Source organism: Veillonella parvula, from assembly GCF_032575955.1.
Classification (GTDB): domain Bacteria; phylum Bacillota; class Negativicutes; order Veillonellales; family Veillonellaceae; genus Veillonella; species Veillonella parvula_J.
In genome coordinates this window covers 1-17,176 of sequence record NZ_JAWFXN010000013.1, presented here as the reverse complement: position 1 = coordinate 17,176, position 17,176 = coordinate 1, and the positions used below count along the sequence as shown (strand labels likewise).

Genomic DNA, 17,176 nt, shown 5'->3' with positions numbered 1-17,176 from the left:
ATTATCGTAAAAGGTATATAATATAGCTATATATAGATAATACTAATGAGTTAATGTGAGTTAATAAGTACAGGGGACGGTTTATGCGTATTGATATTGTATCTTTATTTCCAGAGTTTTTTGATGCGTTTTTTAATCATTCCATCATAAAACGAGCTATCGAGGCAAAACGTCTATCTGTAGGTGTAACGAATCCTCGAGATTTTAGCCATAATAAGCATGGTCAAGTAGACGACACACCATATGGTGGCGGGGCTGGTATGCTCATGATGGCACCTCCTATTTTTGAAGCCGTAGAATCCGTTATTGCTCAATATGATAGTGATATTAATGATACTTATACCACAGATGAGATGTGTGATGAAATGAGTCTTATTGGTAATCCTAATGAAAGTATACGACGTCGTATTATCTTTATGGGACCTACAGGACAGCCTTTCACTCAGGAGAAGGCTCGTGAATTGGCTAGCTATGATCAAGTGGTTCTTATTTGTGGTCACTATGAAGGTGTAGATTATCGCGTAGAGAAACATCTTGTAGATGAAACGATTTCTATTGGTGATTATGTATTAACCGGTGGTGAGTTGCCAGCCATGGTAGTTACTGATGCAGTGGCTCGCATGATACCTGGTGTATTAGGCGCGGCTAGTGGAGCACAAGAGGATTCTTTTTATGAACCTCTGTTAGAATGCCCTCAATATACAAAGCCCCCTGAATTTAGAGGCTGGTCTGTACCGGATGTATTGCGCAGTGGTCATCATAAAAACATTGCCACTTGGCGTCAAAAAGAAGCACTTAAAAGAACTCGGTTGTTACGTCCAGATTTATTAGAGCGTCCATTAACAAAAGAAGAAATTAAGCTTTTAAAAGAGATAGTTGAGGAAGAGTCTGTAAGACATAAAGGTGAAGAATGAAACTATTCATGAACGGATAGGTTACTTTAAAGCTTAATTTCATTAAATTCCGTTTTTGAGAGGGAATAGAGCAAGACACGTATGATTTTGCCTATTCGAGCGAGGTTATTTATGGAGTTTAATTGTTATGATGTCCTTGAGGTTCAGGGCAGTCGTTATGTAATAACTGAAAAAATTAAATATAACGAGATTATTCCAAAAGCAGATCAAGAACAGGCCTATAAAGCTAAGCCGTCAATGCAAAAGTCGCCTGGTGATTATTGGCATGAATATGGCCTCGAGGATGTTGAGGGGTCTGATAATATATGGGTCACCATTGAATACAATGATAATGAATGGTGCACTGTATCTAGAACATCCTATCGCAAACGAGCACCGAAGGGCTTTACGTTACATCAAATTGGCTTAGAAAAGGTTGTGGCTGTAGATGGTGATAGTGGTGCTTCCGTAGGTGACAGGGCTGGCTATAAGGAATATCAATTGCCTTGTGAAGGCGGTGCTAGTGTATTCTTTGAAGAAAACTGGTTTAAAGGTGAGAAGATGTTCGCCGAAGGGGCACGTGTTCCTTTGAGGAATATTCGTCTCTGTAATGATACGGCAGCTAACGCTATTAGTAAAAAGAAACGGAATCAACGTTTGAAAAAACGCTTTGAAGGAGTTGCTAGTGCTATAGGGGTCGGTGCATTATTTTTTATGTGCCTTATTAGCTGGGAGGGCGATATGTCTTGGCATGACGTACGTGCTACATTCGGATTCCCATACACTGCAAAGGAGCATATGCACGATACATCCGTGTATTATACTAAGACGGATTCGGAGAATGAATATATATATACTTCCAGTTTAGATCCTGTAAGTACAGCCTTAGATTTAATCGAATCTTTAGACGGAGAGATTAGAAATGAAGGTGATGACCTACAAGAGGGTCGTGAAGTCATTGTATTCTATGATGCTAAGTCCGCCTATATTATTACAAATACGGACGGTCAAACCCGAGTTAAGGTGTGTGAGCCAGGAAAGTTGACACAAGAGGATCTAGATATTATTAATGGCACAATGCGAAAGTCCCATGTACTTGATTCCTATGCCTATATGGTTCGCCAAAAGGATAGTGGGGGACGCGATAAATTCTATAACGGATATAATCATAATGCGGCTAGTCCATATAACCGTTAACTATGAAAATAAAGGAACAATCTTAGGAGGTTTATCATGATTTATATTCCTGATGTATTATTGACGATTTTTTATGCTTGCTTTGGAATTTTCCTAATGTTAACAGCTAATACTGTTATTGATTTCTTTGTACCTGGCAAATTCAGTGAAGAAATTAAACGTGGTAACTGTGCTGTAGCATGGCTCTCAGCAGGTTCATTTATCGGAATTGGTGAGATTTTGCGAGCTGTTATTATGTCTCCTGTAGTGACTACAGCTGATACATCTTTATTGCACGGTGTTGTGGCCAGTATCGTATATGCTATTTTAGGTATTATATTGTTTGTAACCGGCTATATGTTTATTAATTTATGGCATCGAAAATATAATTTATCTGAAGAGATTATGCGTGGTAATACGGCAGCGGGTATCCTCGTATTTGGTATCTTTGTAGGTCTTGCTCTCGTTGTTAGTGGTGCTGTGCACTAAGGGAGTGTCCTATGTATAAGCCAAGTAAGAAAACTATATACATAACGAGTGCCTTTGCCGCTGTGGCGGGACTTGTTGGTGTGTCCTCATACTGGAATGACATTGCTTATGTTGTATGTGATAAAATCTATCCCAAAGCAAATGATGGGGAAGTCCGATTAAAGGATAATCAAGGTAATCGTTATTCTCTATTAAACCATGGAGATGGTAAAGAGACGGCTTTATATGACGACAATCGGTCTGTTACCTTTCACCGCGATACCAGTGGAAATTTAGTATGGGATGCTGGTTTAGCAGGGCTTTTACCTAGTATTGCAGCAGGCTACTATATGTTTTATGGATTTAATCCACCTACAGCGCGTATGGATGGACGAACCATGACATATCGTGTGGCAGCCCCATTAAAACCGTATGAAGAAACGACACCATATACGGCATCTGGTTCAAATGTGCATAGTTCTTTGGGCCGAAGGACTTATTTAGATTATGAAAAGCGTAGAAGTAGTAAAGCGTCCTCCATAGGTCAAAAGTCTGGATTTGGTAGTGCTGGAGTGCGTTCTAGTAGTTCCTAATGGAGGCCGATATTATGAAATCGTATATAGATGAACTTGATACGAATATATTGCCTTTTGTGGATTATGAGGGCTATGCTGATAGGTATCCTGCGCTTTCTGCACAATCTTTTTCAGCTGATTTTTATGATGAAATACGACATGCGTCGCGCATGTTGTTTCAGATATTTTGTAAAGCCGCCAAGGTATTTCAACAGGCACCTAATGAGTTTGCACTCAATATGGATATGCCAGAAAATTTGATTCCTTATTTACATCGTGGGAATCCATTGGGCTTACCTACATGGTTATCTCGATTTGACTTTGTCCTTGATGATAGAAGGCAATTGCGCATGGTAGAGATTAATGCGGATACACCCTGCTTTCTGATTGAAAGCTATTATGCTAATGGTGTAGCGGCACGATATTTCGATAAAGTAGATCCTAATATAGATGCTTATAATGAACTTGAGCGTTTTTTGAAACGCGTATATGAAGGAACGTCTCGTAAAAAATATAGTGTGACTAATAAACATCATAATATGATGACTGATAATGAAATAGAACCCTTTGTTTTCGGGTGCTTTCATGATTATTTAGAGGACTATGGAACTACACAGTTTCTCTTACATGCTATGAAATCAGCATGTCCAGAAGCAGATATTCGATTCTTATCCTTTTATGATATGGTCATTGATGATGATGGTATTCTGTTATCTGATGGTAGTCATGCAGCAAACCTGTATCGTTTACATCCTATGGAACTATTGATTGATGAAACTACAGCAGATGGTGAACCATTAGGTGAAATGTTTTTAGATTTATATAATGAATACCGCTTTAATCTATTTAATCCACCAGAGGCGATTATTCTGCAGAATAAATCGTTTATGTCCTTGGTATATGCCTTATACTTAACAAACCAGTTCTTTACAGGACCTGAGCGAGATATTATTAAACGCTATTTGACGCCTTCTTATTTTGAAAGTGATTTCCCAAACCTTGATGATGGGCTATATATTCAAAAAGAAATTTGGGGACGTGAAGGGCGAAATATTCAGGTTGTTCAAAAACGTGGAAATCAAGGTGAACTATACATGGAGAAATTTGTAGATAACTATGATGATATAGTTTGTCGGGACAGCCAAAAGGTTATGTATCAGGAGTTCATCAAGCAGAAACACTTTACTCATACCGTAGATAGCGGTACTAAAGAAGGCTGTTTGACATTATCTTGTTTTATGCTTGGAGATCAAGCTTCTGCAGTCGGTTGTCGTTTTTCTCCAGAAGAAATTGCCGGTACTGAAGCTTATTTTGTGCCACTCTTAGTGGAATAATTTTACGTTGTTATTTTAATTTTAGTTTTAGTATCTTAATCTGAAAGATTACTAGTCGTTTATACTGATTATCTTATCAGTTAAGTATCATTTATTTTTTTGGAGATTTTAGGCTTTGGCTAATTTATATATCGGACTTGTTCATTATCCTATTATGAATAAACATAAAGAGGTCATTACGACGGCTATTACAAATTATGATATACATGATATTGCACGAGCATCTATTACCTATGATGTGTCTAAATATTTTGTCATTCATAATATTCCAGCTCAACGTGAGTTGGTAAGTACGATTATGGAACATTGGAGATCTGGATTTGGCTCTACTTATAATCCTGATCGTAAGGATGCTTTCACAGGTGTGGAATTGGTAAATTCAATTGCGGTAGCGGTGCGAACAATTGAAGATATAGAAGGTATAAAACCTATAGTAGCTACAACAGATGCTCGCACCTATGATAATACGATTTCCTATGCACGGATGCGTGAACATCTTGAAAATGAGGGGCGCCCTGTGTTAGTATTATTTGGTACCGGTTATGGTATGACAAAAGAAACGATGGAAAGCTTTGACTATATTTTAGAACCTATATATGGCCATGGTGAATACAATCATTTATCCGTGCGTAGTGCCGTATCAATCATCTTAGATCGGCTGCGGGGCGAAGCATGGTGGAATAAATAGGAGGCGTCTATGTCAGGACATTCTAAATGGGCAAATATTAAACATAAAAAAGGTAAAACCGATGCATTAAAAGCTAAATTGGCTACAAAAATCGGTCGTGAAATTACCGTTGCAGCACGCATGGGTGGTGCAGATCCAACTGGTAATATGCGTTTGAAATTGGCTTTGCAAAAAGCTCGTGAAAATAATATCCCTAAGGATAACATTCAACGTGCTATCGATAAAGGTATCGGGGCTACGGACATGAACGCATACGAAGAAATCGTATACGAAGGTTATGGCCCTGCAGGTGTTGCAGTTACCGTTGAAGTTATGACAGATAACCGTAACCGTGCTGCTGCAGATGTGCGCCATGCTTTTTCTAAACAAGGTGGTAACCTTGGTGAAAGCGGCTGTGTAGGCTGGATGTTCAAATCTAAAGGCGTATTTGTTATCGATAAAGACGGTCATGATGAAGATGATGTAACTATGCTAGCTCTTGAAGCTGGAGCAGAAGACCTTAAGTCTGAAGATGATGTATTTGAAATTTATACAACACCAGAGGATTTTGATGCGGTAGAAGCAGCGCTTGCTGATGCGGGTATCGAAACTGTAGTAGCTAAAATCACGATGATTCCAGATACAACGATTGAGTTGACTGGTGATGATGCTGTGAAAATGCAGAAAATGCTTGACGTATTGGATGATCTTGATGATGTACAAAACGTATATCATAATGGTATTTTGCCGGACGACGAAGAAGAATAATAAAGGGGGCACTCTATGGGGTGCTCCTTTTCTATTGAAATTAAACTCGGATATTTATTAAAGTTAAGAAAATTAATATGTCTCATATATAATTCATAGGGGAATTCATGAACTTCGATGTGAAATTATGCTATAATAAAATAGATTATGTAATGGAGGTAGGCGGTAGCTTATCTCATTTTTAAACTAAGGGGGTTGGGGTGCGAATTATAGGAATTGACCCAGGCACGGCTATATGCGGGTACGGCATTATTGACGTGAAGGGTAGCAAACTAACACCAGTAGCCTATGGGGCTATTACAACTCCTAAGGAATTAACTGATTCACAGCGACTGGAAATTCTATTTAATGATCTTAGTGATTTATTGGAGGAATATAGGCCTGATAAGTTCGGTGTGGAGGAATTATTTTTTAACCGCAATGTAACAACAGCCATTAAGGTAGGGCAAGCACGTGGTGTTATTTTATTGGCTGCTGAACAACAACGGATTCCTATTTATGAATATACACCATTACAAATTAAACAAGCTGTCACAGGTTATGGTAAAGCTGATAAGAATCAGGTCATTTATATGACGATGAATATTTTGGGGATTCGTGAGAAAATTAAGCCTGATGATACGGCAGATGCATTAGCTGTTGCTATCTGTACGGCTCATAGTTCTCACAATGATAGATTAAAGAGGTTGGTATAATGATAGGGTATGTGCGAGGTATCGTAACACATCTTTTTAAAGAATCGTGCTATGTTGATGTACATGGCGTAGGGTATCGCGTATATGTGCCGACCACTACGCGTCAACAGCTGACAGAGGGCCATGAGGCGACACTATTCACGTATCTTAATGTACGAGAAGATGCGATGCAACTTTATGGCTTTTGGACGGAAGAAGAATATGAGTTGTTTATACTCCTCATTTCTGTTTCTGGTATCGGGCCCAAGGTGGGGCTTGGCATCTTGTCAGGCATGACACCTGAGGCTTTCAAATTAGCGATTATCAATGGACAGGTACAGCAATTAACTAAGTTACCTGGCATTGGTAAGAAGTCTGCGGAGCGACTTGTTTTAGAGTTAAAGGATAAAATCGCTAAGATGACACATATTTCTTCGGAATCACCTGCGACTATTCAGCCTATTGGCGTTGCTGCAAACGGTGCTGTAGGAGAAGCTATTGAAGCCCTCGTATCCTTAGGATACTTGGAACGGGATGTAGCAGATATTGTAGAGTCTTTAGATGATGGTAAGCGTGATGTATCTGAGTTGATAAAAGTCAGCTTAATTGAGCTTGGGAAAGGACGATAAGGATGAATGAGGAAGTACGCCTTGTCGGCAATGGCGAGCACGAAGAGGATATATGGCAATATAGCCTTCGACCTAAGCTTTTTAATGAGTATGTAGGTCAAGAAGAGGCTAAAGGTAATCTAAATGTGTATATTCAAGCGGCAAAACAGCGTGGGGAAGCATTGGATCACGTGCTGCTCTATGGGCCTCCAGGTCTTGGCAAGACAACATTAGCAGGGATTATTGCAAATGAATTGGGTGTTAATTTTCGTATAACTTCTGGTCCGGCTATTGAAAAGTCTGGTGACTTAGCTGCAATATTAACAAATTTGGACGACCATGATGTATTATTTATCGATGAAATTCATCGCTTGTCTCGTAGTGTAGAGGAAGTGTTGTACTCTGCTATGGAAGACTATGCTATTGATATTATCATCGGTAAGGGTCCAAGTGCTCGAACTGTGCGCATTGACTTGCCAAAATTTACTTTGGTAGGTGCCACGACTCGAGCGGGTGCTTTGGCGGCACCGTTACGGGACCGATTTGGTATTATTAATCGGTTGGAATATTATAAACAACCAGAGTTAGAGTTTATTGTGTCTCGCGCCGCAGAGATACTTAATATTGGTATTGTGCCAACTGGGGCAAGCGAAATTGCGCGTCGTTCACGAGGAACACCGCGTATCGCAAATCGTCTGCTTAAACGGGTACGCGACTTTGCACAAGTCATTGGTGATGGGGTTATCACTCAAGAAATTGCAGATGAAGCATTACAACGTTTATATGTAGATAAAATGGGACTTGATCGAATTGATCGACGTGTGTTGGAATGTATTATTGAAAAATATGATGGCGGTCCTGTAGGAATTGATACCATTGCGGCGGCCATCAGCGAAGAGAGAGATACCATCGAAGATGTGTATGAACCATATTTGATGCAATTAGGATTTTTAGGACGCACACCGCGTGGGAGGGTTGCTACTAAATTAGCCTATGAGCATTTAGGTATTTCACAGACAGGGAAATAATAATGAAAACAAAACGATTACAATTGATGATAATGGCCACTTTGTTTTTAGGTGTAAACATTGGCGGTGCTTCTATAGCACATGGAGCGACGCTGCAAAATAAAGGTGCAGTGGTAACGAAAAAGCCAACGCCAAAATTAACAGTATCTAATACAACTGTATCGAAAGTAAATACGACGAAGAAATCTAGTTTTCGTCCACTTGCTACTAAACCAGCTGCAAAGCCGGTTACAATAACTAAAACGGTTTCTAAGTCAACTGCTGCATCTACGATGGCTAAACCTAGTGCAAAACCGGTTAGTGTAGCAAAGCCTGCTACATCTACAAAGCCGGTAACGCCGGCTAAACCAGTTAGTGCAACAAAATCAACTAGTACTGCGAAATCTAGTACTAATGCAACAGCTACGAAATCAGCCACTACAGGTAAAGCTACAACGACTATAAAACCTGCGGCTTCTGGTACTTCGAAGCCAATTGCTAAACCTGCAGTTACTGATGAAAAGCCTGTAGTAAAAAAGAGAGCTACTGAAAAAACTGCTACTAAAAAGGTAGTAAAAACAACGGATGCGAATAGCATTCAAGCCAATACAGCAGTTATTACTCGCAACAAAGTGGGCTCCGTAGTGACGCCTGCTACAGAACGCAAAGAAAACATGCCAAATGTACGTGTTCTACTAGGTAGTCGTAGCTCTGATGCTACTGTTACATCTACAGCTAATATGGTTGTGTTGAACAGCGGTAATGGTCAAGTTAGCACAATCAGTGCTAATCGTGGTACATCTATTGGCGTTCGCGGCGGCAAGATTGCTGTAAATGGAAAGACTATTGATAGTGTGGTTACATTGAAGCCTGCGAATAGTGATGCACCATTTTTGTTCGAAGGTAAAGGTTATCGTGGTGGGCTCACATTACGTGCCAACAATGGAACCATGATGATCATCAACTCTGTGCCTCTTGAGGATTACCTGTATGGTGTTGTTCCACAAGAGGTAGTACCGTCTTGGCCGGCTGCTGCATTAGAAGCGCAAGCCGTAGCAGCTCGCACCTATGCTCTTCATACGATGGAACAAAATAAAGGTAAATTTTATGATGTGAGTAATTCCACGGATCATCAAGTATATAGTGGTGTGAGTGGTGAATCTCAAGCTACCACAAATGCTGTAAATAAAACTAAAGGCATAGTTATGCTTTATGATCAACGTCCTATTAATGCCTTGTTCCATTCCGATGGCGGTGGCTATACAGAGGATAGTGTAAATGTTTGGGGCAGTGATGTGCCATACTTGAAAGGGGTAAAAGACTTTAGTACTGGTACATCTACATCGAATTGGACTGTTACTACCTCTCGTCAAGCTCTTGAAAGTAAACTTAATGCGGCAAGTAAAGGGGTAGGTAAATTGAAGAGCATTCAATTGACCCCTCTTGGTAAGCCTGGGCAACAAACATATGACCGTGGTGTATCAGGTCGTATAAAGAGTGCTACTTTCATAGGTACCTCTGGAAAAACTACTGTAGATGGTGATGCACTACGTAGCATTTTAGGTTTAAAATCTACATTGTTTGATTTCTATGTAAATCACAATCCTGCTAAAGGCACGGGTAAGGCTTATCATAGCTTTACTGGCAAGAATGATACTGTTTATATTAAAGGCCACGGTTGGGGGCATGGCCTTGGTATGTCTCAATGGGGCGCTGCGGAAATGGCAAAGCGCGCTAATCCTGGAGATACAAATTATTACCAAACTATTTTGCGTCACTACTATAGTGGCATTACATTGAAGAAAATGTACTAATAAGGATTACGATGAAAGTTACAGATTTTGATTATGAATTGCCAGAGGAACTGATTGCTCAGCATCCTGTAGAACCTCGTGATACAGCACGGCTTTTAACCTTAGATAAGGTAAGTGGTGAAGTTAAACATAAAGGACATTTTTATGATTTATTAGAAGAGCTTCATGAAGGAGATGTGCTTGTATTTAATAATACAAAGGTTATCCCTGCGAGATTATATGGACATCGTCAAGGTTCTGGTGGCAAGGTGGAGGTACTTCTACTTACACCATGTGGTGAAAATCGATGGGAATGCCTTGTTAAACCGGGGAAAAAATGTCCTATCGGGCAAGTTATAGAGTTTGATGACCGCCTAAGTGGAGTTATTATAGATAAAACAGATTTTGGAGGCCGTATCATTCAGTTCACATGCAACGGTGTGTTTGATGATGTGATTCAAGAAATTGGTGAAATGCCATTACCTCCATACATTCATGAAAAGTTAGAAGATAAAGATCGTTATCAAACGGTATATGCTAAGGAGAAAGGCTCTGCTGCGGCACCAACTGCAGGACTTCACTTTACACCTGACCTCTTAGAAAAGATTAAAGCTAAAGGTGTAGAGCTTGAGTTTGTAACCTTACATGTTGGACTTGGCACTTTTAGACCTGTATCGGCAGAGACTATTGAAGACCACGAAATGCATAGTGAGTTCTTTGTTGTACCTCAAGATACGGCGGATCGAATCAATGCAGCCAAACAAAAAGGGTCTCGTATCATTGCCGTAGGTACTACATCGGTGCGTACTCTTGAGTCTGCTACGAATGATGATGGGGTATTACAAGGTATGAGTGGTTGGACTCAAATTTTTATCTATCCTGGCTATAAATTTAAGATGATTGATGCGTTGGTAACGAATTTTCACTTGCCTCAATCTACATTGTTAATGTTGATTAGTGCACTAGCTGGTCGTGAACACTGTTTGGCGGCCTACGAAGAAGCTGTACGTGAACGTTATCGTTTCTTTAGCTTCGGCGATGCTATGTTTATAGGTTAGGAGGGACTATGCCGAGTATTACTTATGAATTACAAAAGACATGTCCTCATACGGGGGCACGAGCAGGTTTATTGCATACGCCACATGGTACCTTCCAAACACCGATGTTTATGCCTGTAGGCACGCAAGCGACAGTTAAAACTATGACACCAGAAGAACTAAAGGCTATGGGTTCTCAAGTTATTTTGAGTAATACCTATCATTTATTTCTTCGCCCAGGGCCGGAGCTTGTAGAAGAGGCTGGGGGCTTACATAAATTTATGAATTGGGATCAAGCGATTCTTACTGATAGTGGTGGATTCCAAGTATTTAGTTTAGGCGATATGCGCAAAATTACTGAGGATGGTGTTACATTTAGATCCCACATTGATGGATCAAAACAGTTTCTATCTCCTGAAGTGGCTACAAAGGTACAAGAACAATTAGGTTCTGATATTGCGATGGCTTTTGACGAATGTATTCCGTATCCCGCGGATCATGATTATGCGAAACGCTCTACGGCGCGTACCACGCGTTGGGCGCATCGTTGCCAAGAGGCTCGTAAAGCTCATGACCGCCAAGGCATGTTTGGTATCGTTCAAGGTGGCATGTACAAAGACTTGCGCAAACAAAGTGCGGAAGAACTTGTAGCTATGGATTTTGAAGGTTATAGCATCGGCGGTTTATCCGTTGGGGAACCTCATGATTTAATGAATGAAATCTTAGAATATACTACGCCATTATTGCCAACTAACAAGGCTCGTTATTTGATGGGCGTTGGCACCGCAGATTGTCTGGTAGAAGGTGTAGCACGTGGAGTTGATATGTTTGATTGTGTATATCCAACTCGTGTTGCTCGAAATGGGATGGCCATGATCTGGAATGGTCGCCTTAATATTCGAAATGCTCAATTTGCTCATGATTGGGGTCCTTTAGAAGAAGGTTGCCAATGTTATACATGTAAAAATTATTCCCGTGCATATATTCGTCACTTATATAAGGCAGAAGAGATTTTGGCATTACGCCTTGTAACATATCATAATCTCTATTTCTTATTAGAGTTTATGCGTCAAATGAGACAAGCTATCTTAGAAGATCGGTTCCCACAATTTAGAATGCAATTTTGGGATAGCTTTAAAAAATAGTAATTAAGTCTAGTCAAATTTATATTAGGTGGCTATACTAGAAAAGAAATACATATTTATTAACCTAGGAGGATAACATGGGAGATATTCAACAAATCTTGCAAACTAGCTGGCCTATTTTGTTAATGGTAGTGATTTTTTACTTTTTATTGTGGCGTCCACAAAAGAAACAACAAAAAGAGCGTGCTAGCTTGTTAGGTAGTTTAAAAAAAGGCCAAAAAATCGTTACTATTGGTGGTATTTATGGCGAAATTGTTGAACTTGATGATGAAAAAGTCAAGGTACAGGTATCTGAAAAAGTTGAATTAACATTTGCTCGTACAGCAGTTGCTAATGTACTGTCTAAGAAAAACAAGGAAGAAAAATAATGAATACAAAGGAAGCAGTGCGCCAGGCGTGTAAGTCTCAGCGCGCTGCTTTATCCGTTGCTGATTGTAGGTCGTGGACGCCGATGTTGACGAATCAAATCGTTAATAGTCCTGAGTATATATCGGCAAAAAACATTATGGCCTATTTGGCGATGCCTAAAGAGGCCAATTTAGACGATGTGATTCGCCATGCTTTAGAACATGGTAAATCTGTATACGTTCCAGTATGTACTGATAAGACGACTATGATTGCAGTTCGCCTTAAGTCTCTAGAATCTATCACTCGGGGTGTGTTAAATATACGTATTCCCGCTGAGCCATACGATATTATTGATCCGTGTGACTTGGATTTGATTTTAGTGCCTGGTGCTGGTTTTGACCGTCAAGGTGGTCGCATGGGAATGGGGAATGGGTATTATGATCGATTTCTCAAGGAACTTTCACCAAGTACATTTATGGGCGTATGTTGGACTATACAATTATGGGAGACACCAATCCCAATGGAAGTATTAGACCAACGAATGAGTAAAATTGTGACAGAGCAAGGCATTATACATTGTGTATAGCAGAAGGGAGCAACTATTTTGAACGGTAAAGCTATTATCAAGTTTTTAGTAGTCATTGCTGCCATCATTGGATTATTTGCGTATTTTATTCAACCATTAGCAGGCTCTTTGAAACAAGGTCTAGACTTGCAAGGTGGTACGCATATCGTATTGGAAGCAGAGGACTCTGCGACTGGTACAGCTGACAATGATGCAGTGGAACGGGCGAAGCAAATCTTAGAGCGTCGTATTAATGAAATGGGTTTATCTGAACCATTGGTACAACGTGAAGGTGCTCGTCGTATTATCATTGAATTGCCAGGTGTAAAAGATCCTGACGAAGCGATTAAACGTATCGGTAAAACAGCGGTCTTGGAATTTAAAAACGACCAAGGTCAAACCGTTATGACTGGTGATGACTTAAAAGATGCTAAAGAAGAGTTAGGTCAAAATAAACAACCACTCGTTGCTATTGAATTAAGTGATGAAGGGGCTAAGAAGTTTGCTGATTTAACATCTAAAAATATTGGTCGTCGTATTGCCATTACATTGGATGGTAAAGAATTGACTAATCCTGTAGTACAACAAGCAATTACAGGTGGTAAAGCCACTATTTCTGGTAGTCAAAGTTTAGAAGAAGCTAAAGACTTAGCTATTTTATTACGTTCCGGTGCATTACCTGTTAAAATTAATGTATTGGAAGTGCGTACAGTAGGTCCTTCTTTGGGGCAAGACTCCAAGGATAAATCTGTTGTAGCCTTCAGTGCTGGTATTGCAATGATCATGATTTTCTTGGTTATCTTATATCGTTTTTCTGGCATCGTAGCTAATATAGCATTACTTGTATATGTTATGCTCTTATTACTCGTGTTGGGCAAGGGCTTTAATGCGACTATGACATTGCCAGGTATTGCTGGTATTATCTTATCCATGGGTGTTGCGGTAGATGCAAATATTCTTATCTTTGAACGTTTTAAGGAAGAGGTATTTTCCGGCAAATCTATGCGTGTTGCTATGGAAGCAGGCTTTAGCCGTGCGTTAGCCACAATTACTGATGCAAACGTATCCGTTATCATTACAGCTGGTATCTTAACTATTTTAGGCTCTGGTCCTGTAAAAGGCTTCGCTATCAGCTTAGGCGTAGGTGTTGTGGTGAGTATGTTCACTGCGATTACTGTGAGTCATTTCTTATTGCGCTTATTAATCGATTGTAACTTTACAAACCATCCATTCTGGTTTGGTGCGAATATTTCTCCGAGCACAAGTGCTGACGCATTTGCACCTAAATCTTTGAAAGGAGGTAAACGCAAATGACATTAGACGTAATTAAACATCATCGTTGGTGGTTTGCTATTTCCTCCACACTTGTTATAATCAGCTTAATTTCCATATTTACTAAAGGGTTTAACTTTGGTATTGATTATACTGGTGGTACGATTGTTGAAGTTGTATTTGATCAACCTGTAGAGGTTAGTCAAGTTCGTGACGTTCTAAAAGAATATAATCTTGAAAATGCACAAATTCAGCTTTCCGGTGATACTACTGGTGATACAGCGGGCGAAGACGTAATGATTCGTACACGTAATCTCGAGTCTAGTGAAAGTGCCGCTGTTGTTGATTCTTTGACTAAATCTATTGGTAATAATACAGTTAAACGTATTGAAACTGTAGGAGCTGTAATTGGTTCTGAAGTTACAGAACATGCGTTATTGAATCTTGTTATAGCATTTGCAGCATTAGCTCTATATATTTCTTATCGTTTTGAATATAAGGTTGCCATTTCTGCGTTAGTTGCCATTTTCCATGACTTGATTATGGTTCTTGGTGTATTCTCTTATTTCCAATTAGAAATTGATGCGTCTTTCTTGGCGGCTATTCTTACGGTTGTAGGTTACTCTATGAATGAATCTGTAGTTATCTTTGACCGTGTTCGAGAAAATACGCATACTCACAAGCGTTCTGATACATTTGCAGATCTTGCGAATGCATCTATTACACAAAGTATTCATCGTAGTTTCTATACATTGGCAACAGTTATGTTTGCTTGTGTATCCCTTTATTTATTTGGTGGAGATACTACAAAGAACTTTGCTCTTTGCATGATTATCGGCTTTGCTAGCGGTGCGTACTCCTCTATCTGTGTAGCTACTTCCTTGTGGGTTATGTGGAAGAGCCGCAATAAAAATGACGTACGTAATCAATAATAAGTTATAAATTATTATTGTGTTAATGATTAAAGTATAAGAACCTCTCTGGATTTATTTTTAGAGAGGTTCTTTTATTTTGCTATCTTTTATTATGTAAAACGGTATAGGTATTTTACAGATAATAGTCATTTTTAACTATATAAATTTAAAAAAGGCTTGTTCTTGAATTCTATAAGATAGAGACGTAAAATGGCTAGGTGACACGATACAAAAGGAGATACAAATATGGATTCAAATAGATTATGGAGCCCTGCTTTTACTAATTATGGTATTAGTAGTGGCATTTTATATATGACTCAATATGTTCTCGTAGCGGCATTGCCAATTGTAATTACGTCTGAGCTAGGTGGCAGTGATCTTGATGCGGGCTTAGCGATGACATATTTTCAAATTGGTACAATTTTATGTAGGATTTTTGCAGGACGATTAATAGATGGTTTTAATAAGCGTATTGTTCTATTAATATCAACAGCCTTGTTTTTCATTATTATGGGATTATTTAATTTTACTACATCCTTAGAGGCTGTTTTCGTACTACGTGGGTTACATGGTGTTGTGTTTGCCCTTGGAACAACTGTAATGGCTACTCTAGCAGTATTAGTATTACCTCCTAGTCGAAAAGGTGAGGGAGTTAATATGTTTGCTATCTTTTCAAATATAGCAATGGTATTAGGACCTGCTTTCGGCCTATATGCTTTATCGTCATATGGTAGTATGGCATTGTACATATTTTTAACGGTTATGACTGGATTGGCTATGGTCTTAAGTAATATTATTCCCCTATCAAAAGAGTTAGCATTACCTAAACAATCAAAATATAAAGGTTGGCATATTTCCCAGTTTATAGAAAATAAAAGTTTACCTTGGGCTTTAATGGGCTTATTTATTGGGTTTACCTATTCTGGTGTTTTAGTTTTTATACCTATAGAACTTAATAGCATGGGGGCAGGAATATGGGGAAGTGCTTTCTTTGCTATTTTTGCGTTGATGATTATTATTAGTCGACCCATAGTAGGAAAAATATATGCTCGATATGGTTCAAAAATTATTATCTATACAGGATTAGGATTATTTATACTAGGCTTATTTGTATTGGGATTGGCTATAACACCATTAGCTATTCTATTCACCGCTCCGTTGTTGGGGTTAGGCTATGGTGCAGCACAACCTGCATTCCAAGCGCTGGCTATACAATCAGCTCCTATTGAGCGTGCGGGTGTATCAACAGCAACTTATTTTCTAGCCTTAGATATAAGTGTCGGTGCTGGATCGGTTATACTTGCAGTATTAGCTAGTGCGTGGGGCTATCAATATTTATATATGTTCACTGCATTGGTTATGGTGATAGCACTTGCTTTGTATCATATATGGGTAAAAAGATATACTCCTTTAGAACTATAGATATTTTAAGATAAAAATTGGGTAAAGAAGTATTTAACAAGTTAAAATGGGTTTTAATGAGATATTATATATAGAATGTTAAGAAAATGATGAAAGTAAGATGAAAATAATAAGGTAGCAATTTTATATATTGACGTTTATTATATTTATGCTATACTAATACAAGTCATTAAGACACAGCTCAAATGATAAGTATAAAAAACTTCTTAAAAGTTAAAAAAAGCACTTGACGTAATGAGCTTAACTTGATAGAATAATCAAGTCGCCAGTTGATGAAACACTTCGATGAAAGAATGTGTAGACTGGTACAGATCTTTGAAAACTGAACAATGATAGGTAATCAATCATAATGATTGAACATATGCCAGAGTGCGGGTTTTGACATAGTCAAAACCAACCATAATTCAAAGCTACTTAATGGTAGCGACAACAAAACAAATGAGCTATTCAAATAGCTTCAAGATATCTTGGAGAGTTTGATCCTGGCTCAGGACGAACGCTGGCGGCGTG

The 17,176-nt window shown here is 39.0% G+C and carries 18 protein-coding genes; all 18 read left to right on the top strand.

The window, feature by feature from the left end:
* Nucleotides 1-83 precede the first annotated feature (83 nt).
* Nucleotides 84-914 (top strand): tRNA (guanosine(37)-N1)-methyltransferase TrmD, encoded by an 831-nt coding sequence (gene trmD, locus E7L28_RS09125; protein ID WP_316692276.1) that lies wholly within the window; start codon nt 84-86, stop codon nt 912-914.
* Nucleotides 915-1,025: 111 nt separating this feature from the next.
* Nucleotides 1,026-2,090 carry a hypothetical protein gene (locus E7L28_RS09120; protein ID WP_004695575.1) on the top strand — a complete coding sequence of 355 codons (1,065 nt, stop codon included), beginning with the start codon at nt 1,026-1,028 and terminating at the stop codon, nt 2,088-2,090.
* A gap of 36 nt (nt 2,091-2,126) precedes the next feature.
* Nucleotides 2,127-2,558, top strand: coding sequence for a DUF350 domain-containing protein (locus E7L28_RS09115; RefSeq protein ID WP_004695577.1), 432 nt, complete (start codon nt 2,127-2,129; stop codon nt 2,556-2,558).
* Nucleotides 2,559-2,569: 11 nt separating this feature from the next.
* Nucleotides 2,570-3,130, top strand: coding sequence for a hypothetical protein (locus E7L28_RS09110; RefSeq protein WP_004695579.1), 561 nt, complete (start codon nt 2,570-2,572; stop codon nt 3,128-3,130).
* Nucleotides 3,131-3,144: 14 nt separating this feature from the next.
* A complete protein-coding gene (locus E7L28_RS09105; protein ID WP_004695580.1) occupies nt 3,145-4,446 on the top strand; it encodes a glutathionylspermidine synthase family protein in 1,302 nt (433 codons plus the stop codon).
* Nucleotides 4,447-4,561: 115 nt separating this feature from the next.
* Complete coding sequence (locus tag E7L28_RS09100; protein ID WP_205112919.1) at nt 4,562-5,134, top strand: RNA methyltransferase; 573 nt, start codon at nt 4,562-4,564, stop codon at nt 5,132-5,134.
* Between the two features lie 9 nt (nt 5,135-5,143).
* The gene (locus E7L28_RS09095; protein ID WP_205112920.1) at nt 5,144-5,881 is read left to right on the top strand and encodes a YebC/PmpR family DNA-binding transcriptional regulator; all 738 of its coding nucleotides are present in this window, start codon (nt 5,144-5,146) and stop codon (nt 5,879-5,881) included.
* A 200-nt stretch (nt 5,882-6,081) separates the two neighbouring features.
* Nucleotides 6,082-6,576: a crossover junction endodeoxyribonuclease RuvC gene (gene ruvC / locus E7L28_RS09090; RefSeq protein WP_004695586.1), complete on the top strand. Its 495-nt coding sequence runs from the start codon at nt 6,082-6,084 to the stop codon at nt 6,574-6,576.
* Nucleotides 6,576-7,184: a Holliday junction branch migration protein RuvA gene (gene ruvA / locus E7L28_RS09085; protein WP_279008669.1), complete on the top strand. Its 609-nt coding sequence runs from the start codon at nt 6,576-6,578 to the stop codon at nt 7,182-7,184. The genes ruvC and ruvA overlap by 1 nt, the downstream gene beginning before the upstream one ends.
* 2 nt (nt 7,185-7,186) lie before the next feature.
* Nucleotides 7,187-8,191, top strand: coding sequence for a Holliday junction branch migration DNA helicase RuvB (ruvB, locus tag E7L28_RS09080; RefSeq protein WP_004695590.1), 1,005 nt, complete (start codon nt 7,187-7,189; stop codon nt 8,189-8,191).
* Nucleotides 8,192-8,193: 2 nt separating this feature from the next.
* On the top strand, nt 8,194-9,984 hold the full coding sequence (locus tag E7L28_RS09075) for a SpoIID/LytB domain-containing protein (protein WP_270279350.1): 1,791 nt from the start codon (nt 8,194-8,196) through the stop codon (nt 9,982-9,984).
* Between the two features lie 11 nt (nt 9,985-9,995).
* Nucleotides 9,996-11,021 (top strand): tRNA preQ1(34) S-adenosylmethionine ribosyltransferase-isomerase QueA, encoded by a 1,026-nt coding sequence (queA, locus tag E7L28_RS09070; protein ID WP_316604210.1) that lies wholly within the window; start codon nt 9,996-9,998, stop codon nt 11,019-11,021.
* Nucleotides 11,022-11,029: 8 nt separating this feature from the next.
* Nucleotides 11,030-12,145 (top strand): tRNA guanosine(34) transglycosylase Tgt, encoded by a 1,116-nt coding sequence (gene tgt / locus E7L28_RS09065; protein WP_316604211.1) that lies wholly within the window; start codon nt 11,030-11,032, stop codon nt 12,143-12,145.
* 77 nt (nt 12,146-12,222) lie between these two features.
* Nucleotides 12,223-12,513, top strand: a complete 291-nt coding sequence (gene yajC / locus E7L28_RS09060) for a preprotein translocase subunit YajC (protein WP_004695596.1) — start codon at nt 12,223-12,225, stop codon at nt 12,511-12,513.
* Nucleotides 12,513-13,079, top strand: a complete 567-nt coding sequence (locus E7L28_RS09055) for a 5-formyltetrahydrofolate cyclo-ligase (RefSeq protein ID WP_316604212.1) — start codon at nt 12,513-12,515, stop codon at nt 13,077-13,079. The genes yajC and E7L28_RS09055 overlap by 1 nt, the downstream gene beginning before the upstream one ends.
* Nucleotides 13,080-13,097: 18 nt before the next feature.
* On the top strand, nt 13,098-14,372 hold the full coding sequence (secD, locus tag E7L28_RS09050) for a protein translocase subunit SecD (RefSeq protein WP_004695600.1): 1,275 nt from the start codon (nt 13,098-13,100) through the stop codon (nt 14,370-14,372).
* Nucleotides 14,369-15,262, top strand: coding sequence for a protein translocase subunit SecF (secF, locus tag E7L28_RS09045; protein ID WP_004695602.1), 894 nt, complete (start codon nt 14,369-14,371; stop codon nt 15,260-15,262). The genes secD and secF overlap by 4 nt, the downstream gene beginning before the upstream one ends.
* Before the next feature lie 228 nt (nt 15,263-15,490).
* Nucleotides 15,491-16,666, top strand: a complete 1,176-nt coding sequence (locus E7L28_RS09040) for an MFS transporter (RefSeq protein ID WP_316692087.1) — start codon at nt 15,491-15,493, stop codon at nt 16,664-16,666.
* The last annotated feature ends 510 nt before the right edge of the window (nt 16,667-17,176 follow it).

Coding starts and splice junctions, on each gene's coding strand:
- E7L28_RS09115 (WP_004695577.1), top strand. CDS start 2,127: ATGATTTATATTCCTGATGTATTATTGACGATTTTTTATGCTTGCTTT.
- queA (WP_316604210.1), top strand. CDS start 9,996: ATGAAAGTTACAGATTTTGATTATGAATTGCCAGAGGAACTGATTGCT.
- E7L28_RS09105 (WP_004695580.1), top strand. CDS start 3,145: ATGAAATCGTATATAGATGAACTTGATACGAATATATTGCCTTTTGTG.
- secF (WP_004695602.1), top strand. CDS start 14,369: ATGACATTAGACGTAATTAAACATCATCGTTGGTGGTTTGCTATTTCC.
- E7L28_RS09110 (WP_004695579.1), top strand. CDS start 2,570: ATGTATAAGCCAAGTAAGAAAACTATATACATAACGAGTGCCTTTGCC.
- E7L28_RS09095 (WP_205112920.1), top strand. CDS start 5,144: ATGTCAGGACATTCTAAATGGGCAAATATTAAACATAAAAAAGGTAAA.
- E7L28_RS09055 (WP_316604212.1), top strand. CDS start 12,513: ATGAATACAAAGGAAGCAGTGCGCCAGGCGTGTAAGTCTCAGCGCGCT.
- ruvB (WP_004695590.1), top strand. CDS start 7,187: ATGAATGAGGAAGTACGCCTTGTCGGCAATGGCGAGCACGAAGAGGAT.
- yajC (WP_004695596.1), top strand. CDS start 12,223: ATGGGAGATATTCAACAAATCTTGCAAACTAGCTGGCCTATTTTGTTA.
- trmD (WP_316692276.1), top strand. CDS start 84: ATGCGTATTGATATTGTATCTTTATTTCCAGAGTTTTTTGATGCGTTT.
- E7L28_RS09075 (WP_270279350.1), top strand. CDS start 8,194: ATGAAAACAAAACGATTACAATTGATGATAATGGCCACTTTGTTTTTA.
- tgt (WP_316604211.1), top strand. CDS start 11,030: ATGCCGAGTATTACTTATGAATTACAAAAGACATGTCCTCATACGGGG.
- E7L28_RS09040 (WP_316692087.1), top strand. CDS start 15,491: ATGGATTCAAATAGATTATGGAGCCCTGCTTTTACTAATTATGGTATT.
- ruvA (WP_279008669.1), top strand. CDS start 6,576: ATGATAGGGTATGTGCGAGGTATCGTAACACATCTTTTTAAAGAATCG.
- E7L28_RS09120 (WP_004695575.1), top strand. CDS start 1,026: ATGGAGTTTAATTGTTATGATGTCCTTGAGGTTCAGGGCAGTCGTTAT.